24 protein-coding genes are annotated in these 25,360 nt (G+C 63.9%); 10 read left to right on the top strand and 14 right to left on the bottom strand.

Going from position 1 to position 25,360, the window contains the following annotated elements; genetic code table 11:
• The first annotated feature begins 69 nt into the window (after positions 1–69).
• On the top strand, positions 70–1,437 hold the full coding sequence (locus NLY37_RS24830) for a sodium:proton antiporter (protein WP_050588439.1): 1,368 nt from the start codon (positions 70–72) through the stop codon (positions 1,435–1,437).
• Here the strand turns inward: NLY37_RS24830 and NLY37_RS24825 are convergent, their stop codons facing one another.
• The 8 genes from NLY37_RS24825 to gcvA all read right to left on the bottom strand — a co-directional run bounded on the left by NLY37_RS24825 (position 1,438) and on the right by gcvA (position 10,425).
• Positions 1,438–2,175, bottom strand: a complete 738-nt coding sequence (locus NLY37_RS24825; RefSeq protein ID WP_023736901.1) for an ABC transporter ATP-binding protein — start codon at positions 2,173–2,175, stop codon at positions 1,438–1,440.
• Positions 2,172–2,897, bottom strand: a complete 726-nt coding sequence (locus NLY37_RS24820; protein WP_023739692.1) for an ABC transporter ATP-binding protein — start codon at positions 2,895–2,897, stop codon at positions 2,172–2,174. Before NLY37_RS24820 ends, NLY37_RS24825 begins: the two co-directional genes overlap by 4 nt.
• Complete coding sequence (locus NLY37_RS24815; protein ID WP_023742286.1) at positions 2,894–3,856, bottom strand: branched-chain amino acid ABC transporter permease; 963 nt, start codon at positions 3,854–3,856, stop codon at positions 2,894–2,896. Before NLY37_RS24815 ends, NLY37_RS24820 begins: the two co-directional genes overlap by 4 nt.
• Positions 3,853–4,734, bottom strand: a complete 882-nt coding sequence (locus tag NLY37_RS24810; RefSeq protein ID WP_023742285.1) for a branched-chain amino acid ABC transporter permease — start codon at positions 4,732–4,734, stop codon at positions 3,853–3,855. The genes NLY37_RS24815 and NLY37_RS24810 overlap by 4 nt, the downstream gene beginning before the upstream one ends.
• A 158-nt stretch (positions 4,735–4,892) precedes the next feature.
• Positions 4,893–6,197 (bottom strand): ABC transporter substrate-binding protein, encoded by a 1,305-nt coding sequence (locus tag NLY37_RS24805; RefSeq protein WP_023689191.1) that lies wholly within the window; start codon positions 6,195–6,197, stop codon positions 4,893–4,895.
• 152 nt (positions 6,198–6,349) lie between these two features.
• The gene (locus NLY37_RS24800; RefSeq protein ID WP_023742284.1) at positions 6,350–7,792 is read right to left on the bottom strand and encodes a hypothetical protein; all 1,443 of its coding nucleotides are present in this window, start codon (positions 7,790–7,792) and stop codon (positions 6,350–6,352) included.
• 191 nt (positions 7,793–7,983) lie between these two features.
• Positions 7,984–9,288: a nicotinate phosphoribosyltransferase gene (pncB, locus tag NLY37_RS24795; RefSeq protein ID WP_023683568.1), complete on the bottom strand. Its 1,305-nt coding sequence runs from the start codon at positions 9,286–9,288 to the stop codon at positions 7,984–7,986.
• Positions 9,289–9,456: 168 nt separating this feature from the next.
• Complete coding sequence (gene gcvA, locus NLY37_RS24790; RefSeq protein ID WP_023742283.1) at positions 9,457–10,425, bottom strand: transcriptional regulator GcvA; 969 nt, start codon at positions 10,423–10,425, stop codon at positions 9,457–9,459.
• Positions 10,426–10,637: 212 nt separating this feature from the next.
• Between gcvA and speB the strand changes: the two genes are divergently transcribed.
• From speB to NLY37_RS24750, 8 genes are all read left to right on the top strand, one after another.
• Positions 10,638–11,699 carry an agmatinase gene (speB, locus tag NLY37_RS24785; RefSeq protein ID WP_023736903.1) on the top strand — a complete coding sequence of 354 codons (1,062 nt, stop codon included), beginning with the start codon at positions 10,638–10,640 and terminating at the stop codon, positions 11,697–11,699.
• A gap of 83 nt (positions 11,700–11,782) precedes the next feature.
• Entirely contained in the window at positions 11,783–12,577 is a 795-nt protein-coding gene (locus NLY37_RS24780; protein ID WP_023742282.1) for a transporter substrate-binding domain-containing protein, read from the top strand.
• A gap of 6 nt (positions 12,578–12,583) precedes the next feature.
• Positions 12,584–13,240 carry an amino acid ABC transporter permease gene (locus tag NLY37_RS24775; protein ID WP_023671277.1) on the top strand — a complete coding sequence of 219 codons (657 nt, stop codon included), beginning with the start codon at positions 12,584–12,586 and terminating at the stop codon, positions 13,238–13,240.
• Entirely contained in the window at positions 13,237–13,884 is a 648-nt protein-coding gene (locus tag NLY37_RS24770) for an amino acid ABC transporter permease (RefSeq protein WP_023742281.1), read from the top strand. The genes NLY37_RS24775 and NLY37_RS24770 overlap by 4 nt, the downstream gene beginning before the upstream one ends.
• Positions 13,885–13,952: 68 nt before the next feature.
• Positions 13,953–15,041 carry an ABC transporter substrate-binding protein gene (locus NLY37_RS24765; protein WP_023742280.1) on the top strand — a complete coding sequence of 363 codons (1,089 nt, stop codon included), beginning with the start codon at positions 13,953–13,955 and terminating at the stop codon, positions 15,039–15,041.
• Between the two features lie 183 nt (positions 15,042–15,224).
• Entirely contained in the window at positions 15,225–16,262 is a 1,038-nt protein-coding gene (locus NLY37_RS24760; protein WP_023732671.1) for an ABC transporter ATP-binding protein, read from the top strand.
• On the top strand, positions 16,259–17,113 hold the full coding sequence (locus NLY37_RS24755; RefSeq protein WP_023742279.1) for an ABC transporter permease: 855 nt from the start codon (positions 16,259–16,261) through the stop codon (positions 17,111–17,113). The genes NLY37_RS24760 and NLY37_RS24755 overlap by 4 nt, the downstream gene beginning before the upstream one ends.
• Complete coding sequence (locus tag NLY37_RS24750) at positions 17,110–17,913, top strand: ABC transporter permease (RefSeq protein WP_023742278.1); 804 nt, start codon at positions 17,110–17,112, stop codon at positions 17,911–17,913. The genes NLY37_RS24755 and NLY37_RS24750 overlap by 4 nt, the downstream gene beginning before the upstream one ends.
• Before the next feature lie 52 nt (positions 17,914–17,965).
• Here NLY37_RS24750 and NLY37_RS24745 read toward each other — a convergent pair whose 3' ends face one another.
• From NLY37_RS24745 to NLY37_RS24720, 6 genes are all read right to left on the bottom strand, one after another.
• Positions 17,966–19,369, bottom strand: coding sequence for an MATE family efflux transporter (locus NLY37_RS24745; protein WP_023742277.1), 1,404 nt, complete (start codon positions 19,367–19,369; stop codon positions 17,966–17,968).
• Between the two features lie 187 nt (positions 19,370–19,556).
• A complete protein-coding gene (locus NLY37_RS24740) occupies positions 19,557–20,318 on the bottom strand; it encodes an SDR family NAD(P)-dependent oxidoreductase (RefSeq protein ID WP_023700449.1) in 762 nt (253 codons plus the stop codon).
• 28 nt (positions 20,319–20,346) lie between these two features.
• The gene (locus tag NLY37_RS24735; RefSeq protein WP_023742276.1) at positions 20,347–21,159 is read right to left on the bottom strand and encodes an ABC transporter permease; all 813 of its coding nucleotides are present in this window, start codon (positions 21,157–21,159) and stop codon (positions 20,347–20,349) included.
• Entirely contained in the window at positions 21,159–22,022 is an 864-nt protein-coding gene (locus NLY37_RS24730) for an ABC transporter permease (protein WP_023693099.1), read from the bottom strand. The genes NLY37_RS24735 and NLY37_RS24730 overlap by 1 nt, the downstream gene beginning before the upstream one ends.
• Before the next feature lie 57 nt (positions 22,023–22,079).
• The gene (locus tag NLY37_RS24725) at positions 22,080–23,243 is read right to left on the bottom strand and encodes an ABC transporter substrate-binding protein (RefSeq protein ID WP_286440580.1); all 1,164 of its coding nucleotides are present in this window, start codon (positions 23,241–23,243) and stop codon (positions 22,080–22,082) included.
• Positions 23,224–24,360 (bottom strand): ABC transporter ATP-binding protein, encoded by a 1,137-nt coding sequence (locus NLY37_RS24720; protein ID WP_023700452.1) that lies wholly within the window; start codon positions 24,358–24,360, stop codon positions 23,224–23,226. The genes NLY37_RS24725 and NLY37_RS24720 overlap by 20 nt, the downstream gene beginning before the upstream one ends.
• A 113-nt stretch (positions 24,361–24,473) precedes the next feature.
• Between NLY37_RS24720 and NLY37_RS24715 the strand changes: the two genes are divergently transcribed.
• Positions 24,474–25,283, top strand: a complete 810-nt coding sequence (locus tag NLY37_RS24715; protein ID WP_023742274.1) for a helix-turn-helix transcriptional regulator — start codon at positions 24,474–24,476, stop codon at positions 25,281–25,283.
• The last annotated feature ends 77 nt before the right edge of the window (positions 25,284–25,360 follow it).

Genomic DNA, 25,360 nt, shown 5'->3' with positions numbered 1-25,360 from the left:
CGAGGGGGCTGCACACAGTTGGGGAAGGCTTTCGCGGCAGGTGTACTCGCTTCCGCTGTGTCTCCGCAAATGGCCTTCGCGGCCGAGGCCCGCGGCCTGCCCGATGCTGCCATGTCGCTGTGGTGGGCGCTGCCTTTCGCCGGCCTGCTGCTCTCGATCGCCACCGGACCGCTGCTGTTCCACCATGTCTGGGAGCATCATTACGGCAAGATCGCCGCCGGCTGGGGAGCGCTGGCGGTCATCCCGCTGATGGTTGCATTCGGCGTTCCGGTAGCCGGTGAAGCCGTGCTGCACACGCTGCTCACCGAATACATGTCGTTCATTATCCTGCTGTTCGCGCTCTACACCATTTCGGGCGGCATCCTTGTCGCCGGCAACATCCATGGCACGCCGCTGGTCAATGCCGGGCTGCTGCTCGTCGGGGCGATGCTGGCCTCGGTGATCGGCACCACCGGCGCCTCGATGATCCTGATCCGGCCGATGCTGCGCGCCAACGACAACCGGCAGTTCAACGCCCATGTCGTCATTTTCTTCATCTTCCTGGTGTCTAACATCGGCGGCTCGCTGACGCCCTTGGGCGACCCGCCATTGTTCGTCGGCTTCCTGCGCGGCGTCGACTTCTTCTGGACGACGGCGAACCTCTGGCGCGAGACGCTGTTTACCGGCGGCCTGGTGCTGCTTGTCTTCCTGGCCATCGACATCATGCTGCATCGCCGTGAAGGCGGCGCGCCGAAGATCAAGGATCCGACGCCGGATACGAAGGTGCGCCTTCGCGGCCTGGCCAATCTGCCGTTGCTGGCCGGCGTCATTGCCGCGATCCTGCTTTCAGCTGCCTGGAAGCCGGGCGTGACTTTCTCCATCCTCGGCGTCGGCCTCGAACTGCAGAACCTGGTGCGCGATGCCATCATCCTGGCGCTCGCCGGGCTGTCGCTTGTCGTTTCCCTCAAGAGCCATCGCGAGGCCAACGGCTTCACCTGGGGCCCGATCGCGGAGGTGGCAAAACTGTTTGCCGGCATCTTCATCTGCATCGTGCCGGTCATTGCCATCCTTCGCGCCGGCCATGACGGCGCGCTGGCGCCGCTGGTGGCGCTGGTGACGTCACCCACCGGCCAGCCCAATGATCTCGCCTATTTCTGGCTGACCGGCGGGCTGTCGTCCTTCCTCGACAATGCGCCGACCTATCTGGTGTTTTTCGAACTCGCAGGCGGCGACGCGCGGCACCTGATGACGGAGGCGGCCTCGACGCTGGCCGCGATCTCGGCCGGCGCGGTGTTCATGGGCGCCACCACCTATATCGGCAATGCACCCAACTTCATGGTCTACGCCATTGCCCGACACCGCGGTGTGAAGATGCCGGGCTTCTTCGGCTACATGGCATGGTCAGGGCTGGTGCTGATCCCGATCTTTTTGATCGCCGGGTTCCTGTTTTTCGGCTGATCAGCCGACGCCGACATAGCGCCTGACTGCCGATGGGTCGGCGCGCAATTGCTCGACATCGACGGTCTCGCGGTTGCGGCCGTTCTCGATGAAGCAGACGCGGTCGGCGACGGACAGCACGGCGTCGACGCGCTGTTCGACCAGAATGGTGGAGACACCTAGCTCACGCAGCTTCACCACCGTCTCGCGGATTTTGGCGATCATCGACGGCATCAGCCCCTCCGTCGGCTCGTCTAGCAACAGCACCTGCGGCTCCAGACAAAGCGCGCGGGCCATGGCCAGCATCTGCTGTTCGCCACCCGACAAAGTGCCGGAGCGCTGGCGCAGCCGCTGGCGCAGCAGCGGGAAGAGATCGAGCACGCTCTCGCGCGTCGCTCTTCCCTTGCCGCGCGCCATCAGGCCGATCTCGATGTTTTCCGCCACCGTCATCTCGGCGAACAGCCGCCTGCCTTGCGGCACATAGGCGACGCCGGCCTTGGGCACCTCATGCGCCGGCAGGCCGGTCAACTCCTTGCCGGCGAGCCGGATCGAACCGGCGCTCGACCGAACCAGCCCCATGGTCGCTTTCAGCGTCGTCGTCTTGCCGGCGCCGTTGCGACCGAACAGGCACAGCACCTCGCCCTTGTTGAGCACGAGATCAAGACCGTAGAGCACCTGAACCTCGCCGTAGAAGCAGTCGAGCCCGGAGATGGTCAGCGCTTCAGTCGTGTGGGTATCAGTTTTGGGGGCTTCGCTCATGCCGCCGTTCCCAGATAGGCTTCCTGCACCTGTGTGTTGGCGCGGACCTGTTCGGGCGTGCCTTCGGCCAGGATCCTGCCGGCGTTGAAGACGGTGATGCGGTCGGCCAGTTGCATGACGACAGGCATGTTGTGCTCGATCAAAAGCACGGTGGCGCTCTTGGCGATCTCGCGCACCAGTTCGATGAAATTGTCGATCTCGCTGTCGGCCAGCCCTTGCGTCGGCTCGTCGAGGATCAAAAGCCGCGGCTTCAGCGCCAGGCCCATTGCCACTTCCAGCAGGCGCTGATGGCCGTAGGAAAGCTGGCCGGCCGGCATATGGGCCCGGCCGGCCAGTCCGGTGCGTTCCAGCGCGGCCATGACGCCGGTGCGCACCGCACCTTTCGAGCGGCCATCGGTCAGCGTGCGCTGCACCGGCAGCGCGACATTATCGTAGGCAGAGAGGTTGGCGAAGACGCTGGTGATCTGGAAGGTGTAGGCGATGCCCCGGCGCACCCTGAGATAGGCCGGCTGGCTGGTGATGTCGGCGCCGTCGAAGACGATCATGCCGGATGATGGCTGAATGCGGCCGCTGACCAGGCTGACGAAGGTGGTTTTGCCAGCGCCATTGGGACCGATGACGGCGCGGATCTCGCCCGGCATCAGCTGAAAATCGACACCGTCGACGGCGCGCAGGCCGCCGAAACTGCGCGCCAGGCCTTTGGTGGTCAGCAACGGCATCATGGGAGCCACCCGAGCCAGCGCTGGCGGATGGTGCCCAGAATGCCTTTGGGGAAAAACAGCACCAGCAGGATGAGCGCAATACCGACGATCAGGAGATAGGCGGAGGTGTAGCCGCTGGCGGTGTCGATGACATAGTACATGAACACCGTGCCGAGCAGCGCGCCCAGCGTCGTGGCGGCGCCGCCGAGCAGCACCCAGAGCATCGGCAGGATGGAATACTGCACCGAGGCAAAGCTCGAGCCGACATAGCCGAACAGCAGCGCATAGGCCGCACCCGAGGCGGCGCAGATGGTGCCGGAGACGACGACGGCGATCAGCTTATTGGAGAAGGTGTCGTAGCCCAGCATTTTCGTGCGCTCCTCGTTCTCGCGCACCGCGACCAGCACGCGGCCATAGCGGGAGCGGACGATGGCGAGGGTGATCAGCAGCACGACCGAGAACAGCGCCAGCGCGCTCATGTAGCGCACGGTCGGGTTGGTTAGGTCGAGCGATGTCGCGCCGAAGGCCAGAACCCGCGCCGGCTGCGGCACGACCAGACCCTGGTCGCCGCCGGTCCAGGCGGCGAAATAGAGGATGACGAGGTAAAACACCTGCGCGAACATCATGGTGACGATCATGAAGGCGACGCCGGTGGTGCGCAGCGCCAGCAGGCCGATCACCAGTGCCAGCAGCGCGCCGCAGGCGATGCCGGCGAGGAAAGCCAAAGGCACGCTCCAGCCGAGATGGATGACCGCGAGACCAGCGCCATAGAGCCCGGCGGCGAAGAACATGGCGTGGCCGAGGCTGAGCAGGCCGACATAGCCGAACAGAATGTTGTAGCCCATGGCGAACACCGCCAGCACCATGATGCGGGCCAGCAGGCCATGATGGTAGTCGGGCAGGACGAAGCTCAGCGCAAACAGCAGCGCGATGACGCCGAGATGCAATGCATAGGCTTTTGCCGGCGAAGCTTCGCTCATCGCGACGCCTGCCCGAACAGGCCCTGCGGCCGGAATACCAGCACCATGGCCACCAGCAGCGTGCAGATGATCTTGGCCAAAGTCGGCGAAAAGAACACCGAGATGATGCCGTCGGACAGGCCGATCAGCACGGCGGCGACGACGGTGCCGCGCAGCGAGCCGAGGCCGCCGATGATGACGACGATGAAGGACAACAGCAGCGGGTCCTGTCCCATCAGATAATGCGCCTGACTGATCGGCACGATCAGCACGGCGGCGATGGCCGCCAGCATGGCGCCGAGCCCGAAGACGCCGGCATAGACGCGGTCGACCGGAATGCCGAAGGCCTGCGCCGTCTCGCTGTCATATTGGGTGGCGCGCATGATGAGGCCGATCTTGGTGCGCGTCAGCACCAGCCAGGTGGCGATGAGCAGAAGGGCCGAAGCGGCAATGATCGACAGCTTGTAGCCGGAATAGCCGAACCAGGGCAAAAGGATGCGGTAGCTGAAGGGCGGCTCCACCGGGCGGGCTTCCGGGCCATAGAAGCTCAACGCCAGCTGCTGGATGATGTAGAGCATGCCGATCGTGGCGACGATGGTGGCTTCCGGATTGTAATTGAGCCGCCGCAGCACAAGCCGCTCGGCTACCAGCGCAATGGCGCCGACAATCAGCGGCGCAATCACCAGCGCCGCCAGGAAGCCGAGCGTGGGATGGCCGGGTATCGCCGTCGAGATCGCCCAGGCCAGCACCGCGCCCAGCATGAAGAACTCGCCATGGGCGACGTTGACGACGCGCATGACGCCGAACACCAGCGACAGCCCAAGCGCCGTCAGCGCCAATACGGCTGAGGTGACAAGGCCTTCGAGGGCGGCGAGGAGGAGATGGGGTCCGAAATGCATTCAGGGCGCCCTTACCCTCCCCTTGTGGGGAGGGTGACCGCGCAGCGGTCGGGTGGGGGTTGGGCACGGGCCGTCGCGACCCCCACCCCGTCTCGCAAGCTTCGAAAAGTGCGAAGCTTGCATGCCGACCCTCCCCACAAGGGGGAGGGTAAGGCGCCTCACAGCGCCTGCGTCGTATAATCCCCTTCGGCCTCGTAAAGCCCGTCCTCGATCTTGGTCTTGTGGACGACATTCAGCTTGCCGCCTTCGACCTTGGAGATGTTCTGGATGCCAAAACACTGGTGGATCTTGCCGTTGAAGGTCTTGGGGCCCTGCGGATGCTCCGGGCCTTCGGCGAATTCGGTCAGAGCCTCGGTCGCCTCGACCAGCTTGGCGCGGTCTTCCGGACCCTTGTAGCCGGCATCTTCCATCGCCTTCTTGACGACATAGAGCGTTTCCCAGCAGCCGAACATGTGGGCGGCGGTGGAGACGTCCTTGGGGTCGCCGACGGCAGCGCCATTTTCGTCGATGCCGACGGCGGCGCGGTAGGCTTTCTGCGCGGCCGAGTCATTGGCCTGCGCATAGCGCGGCGAACCTTCCCAGAAATGGCTGCCGTCCAAAAATTCGAGGCCGGGGCTATTTATGTCGGTGGCTTCGAGCGAATCGATAAAGCCGAACAGCTGCGGCCGGTTGGAGCCGTAGAACTCGCCGAGTTCCTTGACGAAGGTGAGCACGGCCGGGCCGACCATCACGTGGTAGATGACTTCGGTCTCGGCGGGTATCTGCGGGAAGTATTTCGTGAAAGACGACTCTGTCGGCGGGATGGCGATCTGGGCGATGACCTCGGCGCCTTGCGCCTTCAGCGCCGGCGGCAGGTAGTCGCGATGGTCGTAGCCGAAGGCGAAATCCGGGAAGATCTGCGTCACCTTCTTGCCGGCATTGGCCGCGATCCACGGCGCCATTGACTGGATCTGGCTCTTCACATCGGTGATGCCAGGCTGGAAGACGTAGCGGTTGAGCTTGGTCGAAGCGACGTGGTGGCCTTCGCTGACGACGAAATACGGGATCTTGTTTTCGCCGGCGGCCGGCGCCGAGCCGATCACCACATGCGAGAACAGCGTGCCGAAGACGATGTCGGTCTTGTGCTGGGTGGCGAACTTGCCGACCACCTCGGCGCCACGGCCGGGATCGGTGCCGTCATCCTCGATCACCAGTTCGACAGGCCGGCCGTTGATGCCGCCGGCGTCGTTGATCGCCTTGACCGCGGCGGCACTGGTCTTTTCATACCAGCGGCCATAGGCGGCGCCGATGCCGGTGCGGTGCGACTGGAAGCCGATCTTGATTGGCGCTGAACTCTGCGCCTGGCTGTAGCGGACGAAGCCGGGCGCGAGCGTCAGCCCGGCGCCGGCGGCGAGACCTTTCAGCGCGGTGCGGCGGCTAAGGGTGGATTTGGAGAGATCGAAAAACCCATTCTTGTCAGTCACGGCAGTTCCCCTGTTTTTGAGTTTTGACTGTCTGTAACGAGGCAAGGCCACTCCCTTGCAGGAGGGGCAGAAATTGCATGTGTACAAACTAAATCACCAAAGCACAGAGCTTGCAAGCGGGCTTTCCGCAAAGGCATGTGGATCAGCTTGTCTCATCCGGCCGTCGGCGTGGCAAGCAACCACAGGCCGAAGATCGTGTAGGCAATCATCAGCATGGTGAGCGGCAACTGGCTGAGGGCGGCGCGCGATGGCACCTGGTGCAGTCGCCAGGCCAGTCCATGGGCAACGAGCACCGCCAGCATGTGCCCGGCGATGATGATGCCGGCCTGCAGGTTCCACAGCCACCAGGCGGAGTCGGCCCCGGCGACGATGCCGGCCTCGATCTGCATGTCGGCGGCGCCGAACAGGTCCCATCCCAGCGCGAACGGGTCGGACAGAGCGGCGATCGCATACTGGCCGTCGACCAGCAGCGCCGTCAGATAGTGCGCGACATGATAGGCGAGCGCGATCGGTACGATCGACCAGACCAGCAGCCCGGCGGCCTCGCCGTGGGAATGTCGGCTGCCGGCAAGGCGCTGGCCGAGTATGACGGCCAGCAGGAATGCCGCCGCGAGCAGGACGAAGGTCAGCACGAGGCCGAAGCTGCTAATGCCGATGAGCGCGGTGCGGCCGGGATATTCCAGCGGGTTGATGCCGAACAGGCCGAGCCAGAAGAAGGTTTTCGACAGGCCGTCGAAGGACACCGATGACAGGCTGAGCAGCAGGAAAGCGATGCCGCTTGCCGGCAGGGGCGCTGCGCTGAGCAGTTTTGAGCCCGGCCAGCAGAGAGTGAGGCGACCGTGTTCATCGCGCTCGACGATGGCGAAACGAGCCACCATGGCGAAAAAGATCGTCAGGAATTCGCCGCGCCGGCTCCAATCGCGGTAGCCAAAGGCGAGCATGGCGATGAAGGTAAGCAACCAGTAGAGGCCGGCGGCATAGGCCAGCCGCGCCGGGTCGTCGGGCGCCGGGTCGATCAACTCGAACCAGGCAAAGGCGAAGAACAGGATAACGGCCGGCCAGCAGCCGAGCCATGAAGGCAAACGCGATTCCTGTCCCTCACCGCCACGAAGCTTGAACAGGCGGCTTACGATTCGCCACGGGCCATACCATGGGTTCAGCCACGACCAGAGATCGCCGAACAGGCCTTGGGCGATGGCAAGGCCGACCCAGAGCAGCGTCCAGATGGTCAGGGGCAGCGGATTGGAGAGCGGATCGCGGCTGCCGAACAGGCCGGCGGCGATGAGGGTTGCGAAGCCGGCAAAGGAGATGAGGCTGATGATTATGCGGGCGGTGTCGGCGAATGGGAAGAGCGGCAGGCGGCGGCGCCAGAAGCGGTCGAGGGTTGCGGGTGGCAGCAGGGCGAGGACGAGGAAGCTGACGGCGACGGCGAGCGCGCCGCCGGCGATGTAGTAGCCGGTCGGGAGGAGGAGGACGTGGCCGCGGTCGGAGGCGTGGGCGAAGGCAGGGGTGGGGAGGAGTGTGAGGGTGGGGGAGCAGGCGACATATGTCAGCCTGACGCGATCCTTCACACCCCCCTCTGGCCTGCCGGCCATATCCCCCGCAAGGGGGGAGATTGGATGTCGCCGGGGCTTTCGCCAACTTTCAAGGGTGAAGAAAGAGGCGCGGTACTCGACGCTGCCAATCTCCCCCCTTGCGGGGGAGATGTCCGGCAGGACAGAGGGGGGTGGGCGGGAACTCACGCTATCGCGATTTCCATTTCGTCCAGCAAGGCACCCGCCGACCCTCAAACCTTGACCAGCTGCTCCACGCGGTCCTTCGCCCCAAAAATCCGGAGATAGCGCTCGATCTCCTTCTTGTCGCCCGTCGCTTTCGCCGGATTGTCCGACAGCTTCACCGCCGGCCTGCCATTGGCCTCCGTCACCTTGCAGACCAGCGATATCGCATCGAGGCTGTTGGTTTCGGTCGGCGCGCAGCCTTCGAAATCGTTGGTGAGGTTGGTGCCCCAGCCGAAGGACATGCGCACCTTGCCCTTGAAGTGCCTGTAGGTCTCCTCGATGGTTTCGACCTCGAGACCGTCGGAGAAGATCAGCAGCTTCTGCCTGGGGTCCTTGCCCTTCTCGCGCCACCAGTCGATGATTTTTTCGCCGCCTTCGATCGGCGGCGCGCTGTCGGGGCGGAAGCCGGTCCAGTCGGCGACCCAGTCCGGGGCGTCGCGCAGGAAGGATGCGGTGCCGAAAGCGTCGGGCAGCACGATCAGCAGGTTGCCGCCATAATAGCGCTGCCAGTCCTGCAGCACCTTGTAGGGCGATTCCTTCAATTCCTTTTCCGACTTGGCAAGGGCGGCAAACACCATCGGCAATTCATGCGCGTTGGTGCCGAGCGCTTCGAGGTCGTTGTCCATCGCCAGCAGCACGTTGGAGGTGCCGGTGAAGGCTTCGCCAATACCTTCTTTGAGCGCCTCGACGCACCAGCGCTGCCACAGGAAGGAATGGCGGCGGCGGGTGCCGAAATCGGAGATGCGGATGCCGGGCAGCGCCTTCAAGCGTTCGGTCTTGGCCCACATCTTCCCCTTGGCGCGTGCATAGAGCACGTCAAGCGCGAAGGGACCGAAGGCGCGCATGGCGGCGCGGGAACGAAGCTCATTGATGATCGCCAGCGCCGGGATTTCCCACAGCGTAGTGTACATCCAGGGACCGCTGAAGGAGAGCTCGTACTGACCGTCGCGCTTGGACAGCTCGTAGTCGGGCAGCCGAAAACCTTCCAGCCAGGCGAGGAATTCCGGCTCGAAGATCTGCTTGCGGCCATAGAAATTGTTACCGCCAAGCCAGATCATCTCCTTTTTGGAGAAGCGCAGCGTGCGGGCATGGTCGAGCTGGTCGCGCAATTCGCCTTCGTCGATGTCGTCGGCCAGGCGCACCGAGGTGGTGCGGTTGATCAGCGAAAAGGTGGCGTCGACCTTGGGGTACATGCCCCAGATCATCTGCAGCATCAGAAGCTTGTAGAAATCGGTGTCGAGCAGGCTGCGGACGATCGGGTCCAGCTTCCAGGTGTGGTTGTAGACGCGCCGCGCTATATCGGTTCTTGCCATGTCCTGCCGTCGCCTTCGCTGCTCACGTCTTCTTACGCAATTCCGGACGGGAAACCGCCGCACAGTTTTCCTGGAATTGCCGGGCAAGAGCTTATTAGCATTGAATTTTTGAAAGCGCCTCCCGCTTTCCGGGCTGGCCCGACAAAAAGCAGCCGCTCAGGTCCAGCCTCAACTCTTGGCGCCCACCACCCGCAGCGCCGGACGCTTCCTGCGGCTGCTGATGCGGCCGGCCACCGGCGCGTCGGCCCGGCTGTCGGCCTGTTCCTTTTCGGCAAACAGCCAGTCGACGAACAATTGCACGATAGGCGCCGAACGCATCTCGTTGCGGCAGACGACGTAGAAATCATCGACCGCCGGCACCGACAGGCTGAACGGCGCCACCAGCAGGCCCCTGGCGAGCAGCATGCTGGCGGTGACGGAATCGCCGAGCGCCACGCCATGTCCGTGCACCGCGGCTTCGATCGCGGTGCGGGCGTCGCCGAGATGGTGGCGGCGGCCACGTTCGAGGTCGAGCCCATCGGCGGCGGCCAGCCAGGTGTGCCATTCGCGGCCATCATCGCCATGCAGGATGACATGGCCAGCAAGATCCCGGCAGATGCGGAGCGGCCGGTTGTTGATCAGCGTCGGGCTGACCACCGGGAACAGTTCGAGGCCCGACCATTTGCGCATCCAGCAATCGGTCCAGCTGCCGTCGCCATAGAGCACGCAGACATCGACCTGTGGGGCGCGGATGTCCTTGGGGTCGTTGGACGGGATCAGCGTCAACCTGATATCAGGATATTGCGCCATGAAGCTGCCGAGCCGCGGCGTCATCCACAGAAGCAGCAGCGCCGGCACGCAGGAGACCGACAGCGTACCGGCGCTGGCTGGCCTGGTCATGCGCTGGGTGGCGGCGGCGATGCCGTCGAAGGCGGTCGAGACCGCCGGCAGCAATTCGGCGCCGTGCGGGGTGAGCTTTACCCGCTGTCCGGTGCGTTCGAACAGTTTTACGCCGAGTGATTGCTCGAGCGCCTTGATCTGGTGGCTGATTGCGCCGTGGGTGACGTTGAGCTCACTCGCCGCCTTGGTCAGCGAGGCATGCCGCGCCGTCGCCTCGAAGGCGCGCAAGGGATTCAAGGGGGGCAGACGCTTGGCCATGAGCAACCGGATACTCTGTGAGATTTTCTCACAATCAGCACCGTAACAATATCAATTGATTTTTCAATGCGGCTGCCGGACACTTTGGCAGGTCAACAGCATCAATGACGTGAAATCTACAGGCAGCCAGCGGGACAGCGGCCCGGCCGGATGATGGTCAGTTCGCAGGTGTCGCCACGGCCGCATGCATCAGCCCGCAGGAGGAGACCGACATGGGTTATGACAGAGGCAAGCTCGACGCGCTGCGCCGCAAATATGGCGAGAGCCATGGCGGCGAGATGTTCGACCCGAAGTTCCGCAAGGTCGCCGACAAGATCTTCTCCAAGAGCGGCACCCGACTCGCGCCCTATGCCGGCATCCCGACCTTCCTCGCCGCGCCCTATCGCGAAATCGCAGCCGACAATCCCGATTTCGGCGATTTGCAGGTGGCGATCATCGGCGTGCCGATGGATCTCGGCGTCACCAACCGGCCCGGCTCGCGCTTTGGACCCAGGGCGCTGCGCGCCATCGAGCGCATAGGCCCCTACAATCATGTGCTGGAATGCGCGCCGACACATGAGCTTCGCGTCGCCGACATCGGCGATACGCCGTTCCGCAGCCGTTACCGGCTGGAGATCAGCCACGAGGATATCGAGCGCCGCACCAACCAGATCGTCGATGCCGGCGTGCTGCCGCTCTCGGTCGGAGGCGACCACTCGATCAGCCATCCGATCCTGAAGGCGGTCGGCAAAAAGGCGCCGGTCGGCATGATCCACATCGACGCTCATTGCGACACAAGCGGGCTGTTCGACATGACCAAGTTCCATCATGGCGGACCGTTCCGCAACGCGGTGCTGGACGGCGTGCTCGACCCCACCCGCACCATCCAGATCGGCATCCGCGGCTCGGCGGAGTATCTGTGGGAGTTCACCTATGAATCCGGCATGACGGTCGTGCATGCCGAAGAGGTGACGGGTCTCGGCATTCCGGCCATCATCGAGAAGGCGCGCAGAATAGTCGGCGACGGCCCGACCTACATTTCCTTCGACGTCGACAGTGTCGATCCGGCCTTCGCGCCGGGTACCGGCACGCCGGAAATAGGCGGCCTGACGACGCGCGAGGTGCTCGAACTGCTGCGCGGCTTGAAAGGCCTCAACATTGTCGGCGGCGATGTCGTCGAGGTGGCGCCGCAATATGACGCGACCACCAACACCGCCCATGTCGGCGCCCAGGTCCTGTTCGAGATCCTGAGCCTGATGGTGTTCAGCCCGGCGATCACCGGCAAGGGGGCCTGACGGATTTCACATGCAAAGGCGGCCGCCGCGCTGGAGCCGGCGGCCGTTTCCAAAACAAACAAGCTTCCAGAAGGGGAATACCAATGACAATCCATATGAAATCAATTATCGCCGCTGCGCTGATGCTCGCCGGCCTCGGCTTCGCCTCCCAGGCCAATGCCGACGCCGTCGACGACATCACCAAGGCCGGCGCCATCAATGTCGGCATCTTCTCCGACTTTCCGCCCTTCTCCTCGGCCAGCGCCGATATGAGCATCAAGGGTTACGACGTCGACGTCGCGCAGGCGATCGCCGATTCACTTAAGGTGAAGCTCAATCTGGTCAGCGTCACCGGCCAGAACCGCATCCCGTATCTCACCGACAAGCGCGTCGATATCCTGATGAGCGTCGGCTATTCCAAGGAGCGCGAGGAGGTCATCGATTTCGCCGCCGCCTATGCGCCCTATTACATCGCCGTCATCGGTCCGGCAGCGCTTTCGATCAAAGGCAAGGAAGATCTCGCCGACAAGTCGATCGCCGTCAATCGCGGCACGCTGGAGGATACGTCGCTGACCGAAGCGGCGCCGGCATCGGCCGACATCAAGCGCTTCGACAACTACAATTCCGTCATCCAGGCCTTCATCTCGGGCCAGACCCAGCTGATGGTGGTCGGCAATGATGTCGGCGCCCAGGTGCTGGCCAAGCAGGACGCGCTGAAGCCGGAGCAGAAGTTCCAGCTCTTGACCTCGCCTTCGCATATCGGCCTCAACAAGAAAGAGGACCGGCTGAAGACGGCGGTCAACGACGCGGTTGCCAAGATGCTGGCCAACGGCAAGCTCGATGAGAGCTCGAAGGCCTGGCTGAAGACGCCGCTCAATCCCGACAACCTCAAGGATTGAGTTCTCGTGGCCTTTGCCTGGCTCCCAGGCGCTGTGGGCGACATCGCGCGCGGCGCGGCCACGACGATCCTGTTGATCGTCGTGACCACGCTCGTGGGCACGCTGCTCAGCATCCTGGGCGCTGCCGGCCGGCGCAACGGCCCGGTATTCGTGAAGCGCGCCATCGCGGTCTATGTCGAGGTGATGCGCAACACGCCGTTCCTGGTGCAGCTGTTCTTCATCTTCTTCGGCCTGCCCAGCCTCGGCATAAGGCTCGATCCGATCCTGGCCGCCATGCTGGCAATGACGCTCAACATGGCAGCCTACACCATTGAAATCGTCGGCGCCGGTCTCGATGCCGTGCCCGGCGGACAAACGGAAGCAGCGCTTGCACTGGGCTTGAGACCGCGCCAGGTGTTCATCAAGATCGTGCTGCCGCAGGCGCTCAAGGTGATCTACCCGGCGCTGACCAGCCAGATCGTCATCATGATGCTGGAATCGGCCGTGGTGTCGCAGATCGCCGTGCGCGAGCTGACCTATGAGGCCGACATGCTGCAAGCCCGCACCTTCCGGTCCTTCGAAACCTATTTCGTCGTGACCCTGGTCTACCTCGTCCTGTCCATGGCCTTGCGCCGGCTGCTGGTCACAGGCGGGCGCCGCGTATTGGGGGCAGGTGTCACATGATCGAATTCACCTTCTGGGACATCGTTCGCAATCTGCTGCTCGCCGCCCGCTGGACGGTGCTGTTGTCACTGGCGGCCTTTGTCGGCGGCGCGCTGGTCGGGCTGATCGTGCTGTTCTTCAGGATCGGAGAGAATAAATGGAGCCAGCGGGTCGCTTCCGGCTACATCGCCCTGTTCCAGGGAACGCCGCTGTTGATGCAGCTGTTCCTGATGTTCTTCGGCCTGCCGATGCTCGGCCTGCGCATCGAGCCATGGACTGCCGCCGTGCTCGGCCTGACCTTCTTCGCCAGCGCCTATCTGGCCGAGATCTGGCGCAGCGGCGTCGATGCGCTGCCGCGCGGGCAGTGGGACGCCGGCGCCAGCCTTGGCCTGCACCGTCTGCAGGAGCTCCGGCTGATCATCCTGCCGCAGGCCTTCTCGATCACAAGGGCGCCGATCGTCGGCTTCCTGGTGCAGTTGATCAAATCGACGGCGCTGACCTCGATCATCGGCTTCGAGGAGCTGGTCAGAACCTCCAACGCCATCAACAACGCCACCTTCGAACCGTTCAAGGTCTACGGGCTGGTGGCGCTGATCTTCTTCGTCATGTGCTTTCCACTGACGCAATACGCCCGTACGCTCGAACAACGAGCGGCGGCCCACTGACGCCAGGCGGCGACAGTGCGTGAAGGGAACCTGCCGGAATAGAACGGCATCAACTGAGGAGAAACCAGATGAACAGACTGATTGGAAAATCCCTGACACGGCGCGGCGTGCTTGGTGCGGGCCTCGCTACAGCCGGCGTGCTCGCCATGCCGTCGATCCTGCGCGCGCAGGACAAGTCGCTGAAGGTCGGCGTCTATGGCGGCTATTTCAAGAAATCCTTTGACGAGCACGTCTTCCCAGATTTTACCAAGGCCACCGGCATTGCAGTGGAATCGGTCGCCGAGCCGACCGGCGAAGCCTGGCTGGTGCAGCTCGAACAAGCGTCCAAGGCCGGCCAAGCCCCGGCCGACCTTTCGATGATGTCGCAGACCTCGACGCTGAAGGGCCAGTCGACCGAATTGTGGACGCCGCTCGATACGTCGAGGTTCAAGCACTACAACGACCTCTTGCCGCGCTTCGTCAACAAATATCCGGATGGTCGCGTCGCCGGCATCGGCGCCGTCGCCTGGTGGATCACGCTGGTCTCCAACACCGACGTCTACAAGGATGCGCCGACCTCATGGGAGACGCTGTGGGACAAGGCCAATGAGGACAAGCTTGGCCTGCTGGCGCTTGCCTCGAACTCGTTCCTGCTCGAAGTGACGGCAAAGACCTTCATGGGCGGCACCAATGCGCTCGACACCGAGGACGGACTGAACAAGGCATTCGAAAAGCTCGCCGAGCTCAAGCCGAACGTCCGGCTGTGGTATCGCGACGAGGCGCAGTTCGAGCAGGCGCTGAAGTCGGGCGAGATCCCGATGGGCCAGTATTATCACGACGTCACCGGCCTCGCGGTCGCCGACGGCTTCCATGTCCGCTCGACCTTCCCGAAGGAAGGCGGCATCCAGGATTCCGGCAATTGGGTGCTGTCGCGCGCCTCGACCAAGGTCGACGAGGCGCATGCCTTCATCGACTATATGAGCCAGCCGTCGATGCAGGGCCTGATGTCGCGCAAGGTCGGAACCACGCCGACGCTGAAGAAAGAGGTGCTCGACCTCAAGCCGGAAGAGTTCGCAGCCGTGTCGTCGGATATCGATCCGATCATCCCGCGCTACGACCTCTATACGTCGAAGGCCGACTGGATCAACCAGAAGTGGACCGAGCTGATCGTCGGCTGAGCCGTTCGATCCGCTTAAAAACTGATCGGCCGCCGGACCTCTTCCGGCGGCCAGTTAGAGCAGTTCACCGTTTCATGGAAACGGCGACCTACTCCAACTTTCTTGTTTGTAAGCAATTCCGGACGGAAAACCGTTACACACTTTCCTGGAATTGCTCCAGCGCACAGCCTGAGAGGGATGAGCATGTCCGGACTAGACATCAACGCCGTCACCAAAAAATTCGGCAACTTCGCCGCCGTCGACAATGTGCAGCTCAACGTGCCGCACGGCACGTTCGTGTGCCTGCTCGGCCCGTCGGGCTGCGGCAAGACCACGCTGCTGCGCATGATCGCCGGGCTGGAGGAGCCGACCAGCGGCGCCATCGTGCTCGACGGCGAGGACATCACGCCTTTGCCGACGCACAAGCGCAATCTCGGCATGGTGTTCCAGTCGCTGGCGCTGTTTCCGCATCTCTCTGTTGGCGACAACATCGCCTATGCGCTGCGCATTCGCGGCGCCTCGAACGAGGAGCAGAAGAAACGCGTCGACGAGTTGCTGGGCCTGATCCATCTGACCGGCTTTGCCGACCGTCCGGTGGCCAAACTATCGGGCGGCCAGCGCCAGCGCGTGGCGATCGCCCGGGCACTGGCGCTGTCACCAAAGCTGTTCCTGCTCGACGAACCGCTGTCGGCGCTCGACGCCAAATTGCGCGAGGCCATGCAGGTGGAACTGCGCCAGTTGCAGCAGCGGTTGGGCATCACCACCATCGTCGTCACCCACGACCAGCGCGAAGCCATGACCATGGCCGACCTCGTCGTCGTCATGGGCCACGGCAGGATCCTGCAGGCGGCGCCGCCGATCGAGATCTACCGCAAGCCGGCCGACGCCTTCGTCGCCGACTTCATCGGCATCACCAATCTGCTGCCGGCCGAGATCGACAGCACCGGGCGCACCACCATTCTGGGCACAGCCATTCCAGGTCTTGCCATGCCGGCGGGTCAGACTAAAGCGTCTGTATCGGTCCGCCCCGAGGATGTGCATCTCGGCAGCCCCGGCGGCTCGGCCATCACCGGCGAGGTGAGTTTCGTGCGCGATCTCGGCGGCACCATCGAGACCTTCGTCGACGTCGGCGGCACCAGCATCATTGCGGTGACGACGCCGCGCGAGCGGCATGACGTGCCGGTCGGCGCCAAGGTCGGCGTCACACTGCCGCCGGCAAGCTGCGTGGTGCTCGGCGCATGAGACGCGAGGCTCCGAAGTCGCTAGCCGACTACACGCCGCTGTTCTTTCCGGCGCTGATGCTGATCGTCTTCTTCGTCGTGCCGTTCTCGACGATGATCGCGGTGAGCTTCTTCAAGCGCAACCCGTCCGGTTTCTACACGCCGGATTTCGTGTTCGACAATTACGCCCGCTTCCTGTCGGTGTTCTTCGGCGGCGTGCTCGGCTTTTCGCTGCTGCTGGCGGTGCTGGTCGCCGTCTGCTGCGTGGCCATCGCCTTTCCCTTCACCTACCTTTTGACCCGTCGGCCGCGCCGCGTGCAGACGCTGTGGCTGGTCGGCCTCCTGTCGGTGCTGTCGCTGTCGGAAGTCATTATAGGCTTTGCCTGGTCGACGCTGTTTTCGCGCACCGCCGGCATCACCAATTTGTTCGTGGCGATCGGGCTGATGGACAAGCCGGTGGCGCTGCTGCCGACCTTTGGCGCGGTGCTGACCGGCATGGTCTACCAGGCGCTGCCCTATACGATCCTGGTGCTGTACCCCGCCCTCGTGCGCCTCGACCCGACATTGCTCGAGGCAGCGCGCACGCTCGGCGCCTCGCCGATCCGCGCCTTCTTCAACGTCGTCGCGCCGGCATTGCGCAACACCATTGTGGCGACGCTGATCATGGTCTTCGTGTTCGCCCTCGGCTCCTACCTGCTGCCGCAGATTCTGGGACGGCCGCAGCACTGGACGCTGTCGGTGCTGATCACCGACCAGGCGATCTACCAGTCCAACATGCCGTTCGCAGCCGCAATGGCGGTGTTCCTGGTGCTGATCTCGCTGGCGCTGGTCGGATTGACACTGCTCGTCGGACGAAGGGAGAACGCCCTATGACCGCGACCTTGCTGCACCGTGTCTATTTTACCATCGTCGCTTTGTTTCTGGCGGCGCCGCTGATCGTCGTCGCCGGCGTGTCGGTGAATTCGCGGCAGGAGCTCAGCTTCCCCCCGGTCGGCTTCTCGCTCGCCTGGTACGCCCAGATCTTCACCGACCCGGAATGGCGGCTGGCGCTGATCCATTCTGTGACGCTGGCCGTCTGTTCGGCCGCGATTGCCGTGGCGGTGGCGCTGCCGCTGGCCTGGTTCCTGTGGCGGCGCATCGCGCCATGGGCGAACATTTTCCAGGTGCTGGGGCTTGCCCCCTTCATCCTACCGCCGGTCATCACCGCGCTCGGCTTCCTCTCCTTCTGGGCGACGGTCGGGCTGTTCGGCCAGTTCTTCACCGCCATCATCAGCCACGCCATCTTCTTCGTGACGCTGCCGCTGGTGACGCTGTCGCTCGGCTTTGCCTCGATCGACCGCTCATTGGTCGAGGCTGCGGCGACCATGGGCGCCGATGATCGCACGGTGCTGAAGACCGTGGTGCTGCCGCTGATCCTGCCCTACCTCGTCTCGGGTTACGCCTTCGCCTTCGTCTTGTCGCTCAACGAATACATCGTCGCCTATATGACGATCGGCTTCACCACCGAGACGCTGCCGATCAAGATCTTCAACGCGCTGCGCTACGGCTACACACCGACCATGGCTTCGGTGTCGGTGTTCTTCGTCGCGGTGGCGGCACTGGTGTTCGGCTCGATCGCCAGGTTCGGCGATATACGCAGGCTGCTCGGCGCGATGTCGTCGGACGGGAGCTGAGCGCAGCCACGCCAAACGAGAACGGCCGCCGAACCCGGCGGCCGTTTTGCTTTTAATGGCTGAAGACGAGTGGCGGTGCGATGCGGTCGCGCCGCAGCCAGCGCGCAAGCAGCAGCACCGCCACCACGGCCAGGCCCGACGCCAGGCCGATCCAGATGCCGACGCCGTGCAAGCCGAAATGGAAGGCGAGCAGCACGCCGAGCGGCAGGCCGATGCCCCAATAGCCGATCGCGGCATAGATCATCGGCAGCTTGGTGTCGTGCAGGCCGCGCAGCATGCCGGCGGCAACGGCCTGCGCGCCGTCGAAGATCTGAAACAGCGCGGCAAAGGCCAGGAACGACACGGCCAGCGCGATCACCCTGGCGTTCGCCGGATCGGTCATGTCGATGAAGGCGCTGATCAACAGATGCGGCCACAGCACCATCACCAGCGCCATCAGCGCCATGGACGAGACGCCGATGACGAAGGCGGTCCAGCCGGCGCGCGAAACGCCTGCCGGATTGCCGGCGCCGTGGGCCAGCCCGACGCGCACGGTGACGGCCTGGTTGAGACCGAGCGGCACCATGAAGGAGATCGAGGCGATCTGGATGGCGATAGCGTGCGCGGCCAGCGAATCCGCATCGATCAGGCCCATCAGCAGGGCTGCCGCGTTGAAGATCGTCACCTCGAAGGCGAGGATGCCGGCGATCGGCATGCCGAGCCGCAGCAGACCCTTGAAACGCGGCCAGTCGGAGCGCCAGAAGCGACCAAACAGGCGGTAGCGGCGGAACTTCTTCTCCAGCATCACTACGGCTGCCAGGCCGCAGAACATCAGCGTGCTCGACAGCGTGGTCGCCAGCCCCGAACCGGCAATTCCCATCGAGGTGACGCCGAGATTGCCAAACATGAACACCCAGTTGAAGAAGGCGTTGCAGGCGACAGCGACGAAGACGATGATCAGCGCCCAGCCCGGCCGCTCCAGCGCCGAGATGAAGGAACGCAGCACGATATAGCCGTAGAAGGGCAGCACCGCCCATTCCAGCCAGCGCAGATAGATGCCGGCCTGATGTGCCAATGCCGGCTCCTGGCCGATGGCCAGCAGAATGGCCTCGCCATGCCACAGCACGATCCAGATCGGGATCGAGATCAGGATCGCCAGCCACAGGCCCTGGCGCACGGTGCGGCGCAAATCGCGCACCGAATAGCGCCGGCGGCCAAGCTCGGTGGCGATCATCGGCGAGGTCGCCAGCATCAGGCCGAGGCCGAAGATCAGCGGCATGAAATAGAGATTGGCGCCAAGCGCGCCGCTGGCCAGCGTGTCCGCGCCCAGACGCCCCATCATCATGACGTCGGTGGCGGTCATCGCGGTCTGGCCGAGATTGGTCAGCACCATCGGCCAGGCCAGCGCCAGCGTCGCCCTGATTTCCTGACGCCAAAGATTTTCCGGCGCACGAGCGCCGGCTTCGATCGCAGACATTGTCCTGCTCTTTCCGATTGCGGCGCGTCGGCAACGAGGCCGGAAGCCGCACTTCCAAACGGCAAAACCTTCGGTTTCGCAGCGTTTGCGTCGTTCTATTGGACGAAATGCGGCATGAAGGCAAGGGAGGACGGGCAGCCGGCGATTGAGCCAGAGGCGGGAACCCTCCTATCCGGCTGCCCTTGGATCAACCGATGCTTTCGCCGCCGTCGATCACCAGCGCCTGGCCGGTCATGAAGGATGAGCGGTCGGAGACGAGGAACAGGATCGCTTCGGCGATCTCTTCGGCGCTCGCCCAGCGCCCCATCGGGATCTTGGTGCGGACATAGGTCTCGATCGCCTCGCGCCCGCCCATCTGGGCGATGAACGGCTCGTTGAAGGGGGTGTCGACCCAGCCGGGGCAGAGCGCGTTGACGCGCACATTGTGCCGGGCATAGTCGAGCGACATCTGCCTGGTCATCGCCACCACGGCATGTTTGGACGTGGCATAGGCGATCATCTCGCGGTCGTAGAAGACGCCCGAATTCGAAGCCGTGTTGAGGATGACGCCGCCGCCTTGCGCGACCATTGCCGGCATGACCAGCCGCGCGGCCAGAAACTGCGCCCGTACATTGATGCGCCATGACGCATCCATACCATCGACCTCGACCTCGGTCAGCGTGCCGCCGACCTGGATGCCGGCGTGATTGTGCAGAACGTCGATGCGGCCATACTTGCCGAGCGTGCCGGTGATGAGCTGCCCGACCGCGGCGTCGTCAGAGACGTCGGTGACAACGGCCTCGGCCTGCCCGCCCACTGCCCGGATGTCCGCCGCTGTCGTCTCGCCGCTGGTCTTATCCCGGTCGGCGATGACCACCACAGCGCCTTCCCTGGCCATGATCATGGCGCCGGCGCGGCCGATGCCGGAACCGGCGCCCGTCACCACGGCGATGCGGTCTCTAAGGATCATGAATTTGTCTTTCAGCTGGATGGCTTGTTCAGTTTGACGGCTGGCGCTGGCGCAGCTGCCATTGGGCAAGCACCACCAGAAGAACCGAGGCGACGAGCACGATGGTGGCGATGGCGTTGATTTCCGGCGTCACGCCGCGCCGGATCGAGGCGAAGACATAGATCGGCAGCGTCGTCTGCGCGCCGGCGACGAAGAAGGCGACGATGAAATCGTCGAAGGAGAAGGTGAAGGCGAGCAGGAAGCCGGCGATCACCGCCGGCATGATCTGCGGCAGCACGATCGAGCGAAACGTCGTCAGCGGCGTGGCGTAGAGATCGCTCGAGGCCTCGACCAGGTTGCGGTCGAGGCTGGCGAGACGCGTGCCGACGATCATCGTCACCAACGCCATCGCAAACAGGCCGTGGGCGGCGATGATCGATCCATAGCCGAGCGACAGGCGCGGCGGCTGGTCGTTTGGCCAGATCGAGGCGAGGAACGGGTTGAGCACGCCAAACAACTGGACCAGCGCGACAAGCGTCGAGATGCCGATGACGACGCCGGGAACGACGATCGCGGCACCCATCAGCGCGTCGAAGACGGCGCGGGTTCTGAGCCCGACCCGCGCCAGGCCGAGTGCCGCCGCCGTGCCGCACACCGCCGCCAGAAGGGCGCTGGTGGTGGCGATGAACAGGCTGTTCTTCAACGCCTCGACCAGGAACGGGTTCGACAGCGCCGTGCCGTACCACTGCACCGAAAAGCCGGTGAACTCGCTGGCATGGCGGCCGGCGTTGAAGGAAAACAGCACGACCAACGCGATCGGCAGATAGAGGAAGGCGAAGACGGCTGTGACGAAGGCGCGCATCAGATCAGATCCACCCTGCGGGCGCCCGACACCCGTGTCGAAATGCGGTTTGCCGCGATCAGCACCACCACCGAAACCGCCACCAGCGTGATGGCGATGGCCGATCCGAACGGCCAGTTGCGCGACTGCAGGAACAGGTCGACCAGCGCGTTGCCGATGAAGAACACCTTGCCGCCGCCAAGCAGGGTCGGGATCAGGTATTCGCCAAGCAACAGGATCATGACCAGCGAGAAGCCGGTCATCACGCCCGGCAGCGACAGCTTCAGCGTCACCCCCAGAAAGGTTGAGAGCGGGGTCGCGCCGAGATCGGCGGAGGCTTCCAGCAGCCTTCGGTCGAGCCGCTCGAGACTGACATAGATCGGCAGGATCATCAGGGGCAAATAGCCATAGACGATGCCGAGCAGCACGGCGCCCGGCGTGTTGATCAGCCTGACATCCTCGATGCCGACAAAGGCCAGCAGTGCGGGAATGCCGCGTCCGCCCAGAATGTACATCCAGGCATAGGTGCGCATCAAAAGGCTGGTCCAAAAGGGAATGACGACGAGCGCAAGCAGGATCAGTCGCCAGCGTTGCGGCGCCTTCAGGGCGAGGTAGTAGGCAACCGGGTAGGCGACGAGCAGGCAGGCAAGCGCGCCCACCGGCGCCAGCATCATCGTGTTCCAGAAAGCAGTCGCCCGCGCCGGAAGATTGGCATACTGCGCCAGCGTGAAGGCGGCCTGGTAGCCGCCCTCCGGCGCCCGCTCGCCGACGCTGAACACGGCAATGGCGACGAACGGCAACACCAGAAACACCACCAGCCACGCTGTAGCCGGAGCGAGCAGCAGCGCTGTCAGGATGTTATACCGAAATCTGTTGCCGTGCATGGAACCCGCCCCGATGCCGGCGGAGGCCCGCCGGTTTCCGTTTGCGTCAGGCCAGCCTCAAGCCGACTTGAAGCGCGCCATCAGCTCGGCGCGACCCGGATCGGTCAGTGTTGCCGCCGCGCCGAACTCAAGCGGTGTCAACAGGTCGGCCGCCGGGTAAAGGATCGGATTGTCGAGCACTTCCTTGGGCAGCAGCTTGTTGACGCGTGCGTCGGTCGAGGGCGCGCCGTTGGCGAGATGCTCCTTCACAGCAACCTCCGGGGTCATCAGATAGTTGAGCAAGGCATAGCCGGCCGGCTTGTTCGGCGCGTCCTTCGGGATGGCGTAGAAATCGGTCCAGATTTCGCCGCCCTCCTTGCCCAAGACATAGGCGATCTCTGGAATATCGCGATGCAGCTGTGCGCCATCATTCGTCCAGCACATGGTCATCCAGGCGTCGCCCGCCCGCATGCCCGGCTGGTAGTCCGAAGAGACCGCGAACAGATGCGGCTTGACCTTGAGCAGCAGTTCCTCGGCCTTGGCGAGTTCGTCCTGCTTCAGCGAGTTGAAGGAATAGCCGTAATATTTCAGCGCGTTGCCGATGGTGGTCAGCTGGTAGTCATGCACCATGGTGCGGCCATCACCCTCGGCCATGGCGACGTCCCAGAATTCCTTCCAGCTGGTCATCGGCTTGGCCAGCTTCTTGGTGTTGACGGCAAAGCCCGTGGTGCCCCAGTTCTTCGGCACCGCGTAGGTCGTGCCGTCGATCGTGCCTTCCGAGGTGAAGCGCGGGTCCTCCTGGGAGCCGTCGAAATTCGGCAGCTTGGCCATGTCGAGCGGATCGATGATGCCGAGTTTCTTGTAGGTCGAGATCGTGTAGTTGGTCGGCACGAACAGGCTCCAGCCCGAGGCGCCGGCCTGCAGCTTGGCAAGCATCTCCTCATTGGAGCCGAAGACGTTGACCTCGACGGCGACGCCGGTGTCCTTCTTGAAATTCTCGAAGGTCTGCGGGTCGTGATAGTTCGGCCAGGTGGCGATCGACATGCGGTCGCCGAGGTTTTCGGCGGCGAAGGCCGGCGTCGGCATGATGCCGAGCTCGCGCGCCATCACCGCGGTTGCGATGCCCAGGCCGGTGAGGCCGAGGAAATCGCGGCGGCCGATCGAGCCGCGCTTCAGGCGCATCAGCTGGTCGACGAAGTTCTCAGAGCTAATCGGCAGTCCGTCACGATATGATTTCGACATTTTTTGCTACCCTCTGGTTGGTCCCGTTGTTCTTGGTCTCCGGAAACGCCAGCGGCGTCCCGGAGGCAAAGCCGATGGCGACGGGTTCACCCGGCTTGAAGAGATTGCCATGGCCGATCACATGGTCGGCCTTGGCCAGCAGCGTTCCGATGCCCTGCACCTCGATAGCGTATTCCGCCGTCGAGCCCAGGAAGATCCGGTTGCGCACGATGCCCTTGAAAGGGCTGCCTTTGGTGGCGCCGAGGCTTAGCGATTCAGGACGCAGGCTGACGGAAACGGTCTCGCCCTGCTGCAAGGCGGTTCGTTTGCGCGCGGCAATGACGGTTCCGTCCGCCAGCGCCACATTGACAAGATCGCCTGTATGCCCGGCAACCTTGCCGCTCAACAGATTGGTCTTGCCGACGAAGTCGGCGACGAACAGGTCGGCCGGCTCGTCATAGATCTCGCTTGGTTGCCCGAGCTGTACGATGCGGCCGCCGTTCATGACGCAGACGAAGTCGCTCATCGACAGCGCCTCCTCCTGGTCGTGGGTGACCAGCACGAAGGTGATGCCGATCTCGCGCTGCAGGTTCTGCAGCTCGATCTGCATGTCGGTGCGCAGCTTTTTGTCGAGCGCTGCCAGCGGCTCGTCGAGCAACAGCACGGCCGGCTTGTTGACCAGTGCGCGCGCCAGCGCGACGCGCTGCTGCTGGCCGCCGGAGAGTTCGTGGATCTTGCGGCGGCCATAGCCGGCGAGCCGCACCATTTCGAGCGCCTCGCCGGCGCGCCGGCCGATTTCCTGCGACGACAGGCGCGGCCGTGCCTGGCGCAACCCGTAGGACACATTGGCTTCGACATCGAGATGCGGAAACAGCGCGTATTGCTGGAACACCATGTTGACCGGCCGACGATAGGGCGGCGTTCCGGCCATGTCCCGGCCACGGATGAACACCTGGCCTTCGCTCGGCTGCTCGAAGCCGCCGATCATGCGCAGGCATGTGGTCTTGCCGCAGCCGGACGGTCCGAGAAGGGCGACAAAGGCGGAGGGCGGCACAGCGAGATCGATGCCGCTGACGGCGGTCACAGCGCCATAGCGCTTGGTGACGCCGCGAAACTCGATGTCGGGCACTGCGGTCAAAGTGCTGGCTCCAGCAACAGGGCTATTCCAGGACGCTACCAGAGCCAATGGCGTCTAGTATATACCTCGCTGGTGGTATATCTGATCTATTTTCTCGTTTAAGGGGGTATAGATTGAGTGCGTCCCGCAGCGACGAATACAGCCGGCTCGCAGCCCTTGTCGCGGCGACACGGGAGACGAGCGGCGACCTGTTCGGCAAGGCAATGGTCGGCTGGTTGAGCCAGCATGTCGGCTTCGACCACTGCGTGATCTTCGGTTACCGCGGCGCCTCGCGACCGCCGCTGCTGTTCGAAACCTTCTCGCCGGCCGAGAGCCATGTCTTCGTCACGCTCTATCAGGAAGGACCTTATCTTCTCGACCCATTTCATCACGCGGCGGTGGAGCGCAAGGAGGGGTTCTGGCGCATGCGCGAACTGGCGCCCGACCGCTTCTATGCCAGCGAGTATTTTCGCACCTACTATAGCCAGACAAGGCTGGCCGAGGAGGTCGGCTTCTTCGTGCCGCTGCCCGGCAAGGATGCCCTGGTGCTGTCGCTGATGCGATTGCACGCCTCGGGTCCCTTCGGCACCGCCGATGCCAGGCTGCTGCGCGACATGGCGCCGGCGGTCATCAACTTCGCCCGGTTGCGCTGGCCCGCACTTTCGGCCGAGGAGCAGGACGAAGCGGAGCAGGGCGAGACGATCGCCGCCGTCAACGAGTTCGACCGCGCCCACATTTGGGAAAGCCTGTCGCTGACCCCGCGCGAAAAGCATGTCGTCGATCTGGTGCTGCAGGGGCATTCCACCGAGTCGATCGCAAGAGCCATGCGCATCGTGCCGGGAACGGTGAAGGTTCACCGCCGCAACATCCACCGCAAACTCGGCATCAAATCCCAGGCCGGGCTGTTCGCCCGCTTCATTGAGATCATCGAGAGCCGGCGTTGAAATCGCTGAGGCAGACATCGTTCACTTGCGGGCGACAGACTGCTACGGATTGCCCGAAACCAGTCGCTTCCTCATAC

Source organism: Mesorhizobium sp. C395A, assembly GCF_030323205.1.
GTDB lineage: Bacteria > Pseudomonadota > Alphaproteobacteria > Rhizobiales > Rhizobiaceae > Mesorhizobium.
The sequence above is the reverse complement of the archived record's forward strand: the minus strand, read 5'-3'. Positions and strand labels throughout refer to the sequence as shown.

What these genes read in the sequence shown, in the direction of transcription:
- NLY37_RS24830 (WP_050588439.1), top strand. Translation starts at nt 70, where the DNA reads ATGGCCTTCGCGGCCGAGGCCCGCGGCCTGCCCGATGCTGCCATGTCG.
- NLY37_RS24825 (WP_023736901.1), bottom strand. Translation starts at nt 2,175, where the DNA reads ATGAGCGAAGCCCCCAAAACTGATACCCACACGACTGAAGCGCTGACC.
- NLY37_RS24820 (WP_023739692.1), bottom strand. Translation starts at nt 2,897, where the DNA reads ATGATGCCGTTGCTGACCACCAAAGGCCTGGCGCGCAGTTTCGGCGGC.
- NLY37_RS24815 (WP_023742286.1), bottom strand. Translation starts at nt 3,856, where the DNA reads ATGAGCGAAGCTTCGCCGGCAAAAGCCTATGCATTGCATCTCGGCGTC.
- NLY37_RS24810 (WP_023742285.1), bottom strand. Translation starts at nt 4,734, where the DNA reads ATGCATTTCGGACCCCATCTCCTCCTCGCCGCCCTCGAAGGCCTTGTC.
- NLY37_RS24800 (WP_023742284.1), bottom strand. Translation starts at nt 7,792, where the DNA reads ATGGCCGGCAGGCCAGAGGGGGGTGTGAAGGATCGCGTCAGGCTGACA.
- pncB (WP_023683568.1), bottom strand. Translation starts at nt 9,288, where the DNA reads ATGGCAAGAACCGATATAGCGCGGCGCGTCTACAACCACACCTGGAAG.
- gcvA (WP_023742283.1), bottom strand. Translation starts at nt 10,425, where the DNA reads ATGGCCAAGCGTCTGCCCCCCTTGAATCCCTTGCGCGCCTTCGAGGCG.
- speB (WP_023736903.1), top strand. Translation starts at nt 10,638, where the DNA reads ATGGGTTATGACAGAGGCAAGCTCGACGCGCTGCGCCGCAAATATGGC.
- NLY37_RS24780 (WP_023742282.1), top strand. Translation starts at nt 11,783, where the DNA reads ATGACAATCCATATGAAATCAATTATCGCCGCTGCGCTGATGCTCGCC.
- NLY37_RS24770 (WP_023742281.1), top strand. Translation starts at nt 13,237, where the DNA reads ATGATCGAATTCACCTTCTGGGACATCGTTCGCAATCTGCTGCTCGCC.
- NLY37_RS24765 (WP_023742280.1), top strand. Translation starts at nt 13,953, where the DNA reads ATGAACAGACTGATTGGAAAATCCCTGACACGGCGCGGCGTGCTTGGT.
- NLY37_RS24760 (WP_023732671.1), top strand. Translation starts at nt 15,225, where the DNA reads ATGTCCGGACTAGACATCAACGCCGTCACCAAAAAATTCGGCAACTTC.
- NLY37_RS24755 (WP_023742279.1), top strand. Translation starts at nt 16,259, where the DNA reads ATGAGACGCGAGGCTCCGAAGTCGCTAGCCGACTACACGCCGCTGTTC.
- NLY37_RS24750 (WP_023742278.1), top strand. Translation starts at nt 17,110, where the DNA reads ATGACCGCGACCTTGCTGCACCGTGTCTATTTTACCATCGTCGCTTTG.
- NLY37_RS24745 (WP_023742277.1), bottom strand. Translation starts at nt 19,369, where the DNA reads ATGTCTGCGATCGAAGCCGGCGCTCGTGCGCCGGAAAATCTTTGGCGT.
- NLY37_RS24740 (WP_023700449.1), bottom strand. Translation starts at nt 20,318, where the DNA reads ATGATCCTTAGAGACCGCATCGCCGTGGTGACGGGCGCCGGTTCCGGC.
- NLY37_RS24735 (WP_023742276.1), bottom strand. Translation starts at nt 21,159, where the DNA reads ATGCGCGCCTTCGTCACAGCCGTCTTCGCCTTCCTCTATCTGCCGATC.
- NLY37_RS24730 (WP_023693099.1), bottom strand. Translation starts at nt 22,022, where the DNA reads ATGCACGGCAACAGATTTCGGTATAACATCCTGACAGCGCTGCTGCTC.
- NLY37_RS24725 (WP_286440580.1), bottom strand. Translation starts at nt 23,243, where the DNA reads ATGTCGAAATCATATCGTGACGGACTGCCGATTAGCTCTGAGAACTTC.